Here is a 3143-nt window from a genome sequence, read left to right as displayed (position 1 = left end):
GTTTTTTTTATAAGAAGTTGCCTTGCAACTTCAAAAAACAATCAATTCTAAATTTCTCAGCCTCTGCTGAGAAATATCCACAATTGTGAATTTTGCATTGTGGATTGTGAATTAAATTAATTTACTTTAACACGTTAATATAATAAAGTAAAAATAATGAATTTATGTATCAAAAAGATATAATATGCTAAATTGTGAAAAAAGTTAATATTTTTGGAAGGATTTTTTGAGTTTATAAAGAATATAGAGTAGTGTGTAGTTTAATATTTCTTTGTAATGCATTATTTTATTATTTTATCAATTAAGATAATGTCATAGATAATTGATAATGATATGCAAATGATATTTAAAACATAATAATTTGAAAAAAATAATTATGTAAAGTAAAATCATAATATCAAATTGAAAAGTTCTCAATTATTTTTGAGAATTATATGCAGTTGACAATTAAGAAAGATAATTTTGTACAGTTAAGAATTCACAATGGGGTAAAGATAATTCTTTAAAATTTAGTTAATTTATATATTGTAAATTGTATTTTTGAAATTAATTTTAATATATTAATTTCTTATTATAAAAGTAATTTTTAAGTAATTTATAGAAATTATACACAATTGACGATTGAGAGAAATAACTTTGTACAATTAAAAACTTGTAATAAGGTACTTGAAAAAATAAGCAGCCACTATGTTAGCTTATTTTGCATTATATTGTGTTGTCAGATTAGCCCATGGTATTACTATGAGTATAAACTGATAATTTGTTCGATATAAAATAAACTAATATCTTTGACTTGTTATTTTCTTTCAGATGCCTGTAAAAGGTAATTTTAGAGATAGAATTATTTTAAATTGTAAATTGTATTTGGAGGTGGCTATATGTTAAATAATTTAGATATTGAAAAAGCTATGATTATTAAATTAGAAGATGAACTACCTAATATGCCAAAATTTCAAGAGGGCATTAGAAGAGCTCCGGATAGAGGCTTTACATTAACAAAAGCTCAAGCAGAACTTGCGCTTAAAAATGCACTAAGATACATACCTGAAAAGTATCATGCAGAGCTAGCTCCAGAGTTTATGGAAGAATTATTAACAAGAGGAAGAATTTATGGTTACCGTTTTAGACCAGAGGAAAGAATTTACGGTAAATCTATAAATGAATATAAAGGAAATTGTATGGAAGGTAGAGCCTTCCAAGTAATGATAGATAATAACCTAGATTTTGATGTAGCACTATATCCTTATGAGCTTGTTACTTATGGGGAGACAGGTCAAGTATGTCAAAACTGGATGCAATATAGACTTATAATGAAATATTTAGAAAACATTACTGATGAACAAACTTTAGTTGTTGAATCAGGACATCCATTAGGATTATTTAGAAGTTCTAAGAAAGCACCAAGAGTTATAACTACCAATGGACTTATGATAGGTATGTTTGATAATCCAGAAGATTTTCATACAGCTACCCAATTAGGTGTTGCTAACTATGGCCAAATGACTGCAGGAGGATGGATGTATATAGGACCTCAAGGTATAGTGCATGGAACCTTTAATACTATATTAAATGCAGGAAGGTTAAAACTTGGAGTACCTCAAGATGGAGATTTAAGAGGCAAAATATTTGTAACATCAGGACTTGGGGGAATGAGTGGTGCACAGCCTAAGGCTATAGAAATAGCTAATGGTGTTGGAATAGTTGCAGAAGTTGATTATTCAAGAATAAAAACAAGATTAGATCAAGGCTGGGTATCAATGGCTTCAGATAATCTTGACGAAATATTTAAAGTAACTTTAGAAAAAGTTAAAAATGAAGAAGCAATTTCAATTGCATATCATGGAAATGTTGTTGATTTACTACAATATATTGTAGATAAAAATATTAAAATAGATTTATTATCAGATCAAACCTCATGTCATGCTCCTTATGAAGGTGGATATGCACCTATGGGCATAAGTTTTGAGGAAAGAACAAGACTTTTAAAAGAAGATAGAAAGAAATTTAAAGAATTAGTAGATAAGACTCTACTTAAACATTATGAACTGGTTAAGATATTGGATTCTAGAGGAGTATATTTCTTCGATTATGGTAACTCCTTTATGAAAGCAGTATATGATGCCGGAGCAAAAGACATTGTTAAAAATGGTGTAGATGAAAAAGATGGCTTTATATTCCCATCTTATGTAGAAGATATAATGGGACCTATGTTATTTGATTATGGTTATGGTCCATTTAGATGGGTTTGTTTAAGTAGAAATCATGAAGATCTAATAAAAACTGATAAAGCAGCTATGGAATGTATTGATCCAAATAGAAGAGGACAAGATAGAGACAACTACATCTGGATTAAGGATGCAGAGGAAAATAAACTAGTAGTTGGAACAGAAGCTAGAATACTATATCAAGATGCACAAGGAAGAATAGATATAGCATTAAAGTTCAATGACATGGTAAGAAAAGGTGAAGTTGGGCCAATAATGCTAGGTCGTGACCATCACGATGTAAGTGGAACAGACTCTCCATTTAGAGAAACTTCTAATATAAAAGATGGAAGTAATATTATGGCTGATATGGCTGTACAATGCTTTGCAGGAAATGCTGCAAGGGGTATGAGTCTTATAGCACTTCACAATGGTGGAGGAGTAGGAACAAGTAAATCAATAAATGGTGGATTTGGACTTGTACTTGATGGTAGTGAAAGAGTAGATGATATAATAAAATCTTCTATGGCATGGGATGTTATGGGAGGAGTTGCTAGAAGAGCGTGGGCAAGAAACCCTCACTCAATAGAAACTTCTATGGAATACAACCAAAAACATTCATCAACAGATCATATTACATTACCATATATAACTGATGAAAACCTAATTTCATCAGTGGTAGAAAAAGCTTTAAATAAATAAGCATTTAATTTTAAATAGGGAATAGAATATAAAGATGAAACTATTTCTAATTTTTAACCGGTAACACTTGAACTTAAATATAAATTAAAGGGATACCTAAAGTAATTTAGGTGTTCTTTTTTTTATATGTATAATCACCTCAGGGGAACTTAAGCAATGGAGAATTGACGATGGACAATTGACAATTTTGGTGGAAATTAATTTTTACAAATTAATTTCTTTAAATAGATTTTTTTA

General features: G+C 29.4%; 1 protein-coding gene. It reads left to right on the top strand.

Features of this window, described 5'->3' with window-relative positions; all coding sequences use genetic code 11:
• The first annotated feature begins 878 nt into the window (after nucleotides 1-878).
• Nucleotides 879-2906 (top strand): urocanate hydratase, encoded by a 2028-nt coding sequence (locus B3603_RS03405; protein WP_291560763.1) that lies wholly within the window; start codon nucleotides 879-881, stop codon nucleotides 2904-2906.
• Nucleotides 2907-3143 lie beyond the last annotated feature (237 nt).

It is taken from the genome of Clostridium sp. UBA2485 (genome assembly GCF_002341865.1).
In the GTDB taxonomy this organism is placed as follows: Bacteria; Bacillota; Clostridia; order Clostridiales; family Clostridiaceae; genus Clostridium_J.
Note: the sequence above shows the minus strand (reverse complement) of the source record. Positions and strands in the feature narration are given on the sequence as shown.

Excerpts from the sequence above, each read along its gene's own strand:
- B3603_RS03405 (WP_291560763.1), top strand. The coding sequence starts at position 879 with ATGTTAAATAATTTAGATATTGAAAAAGCTATGATTATTAAATTAGAA.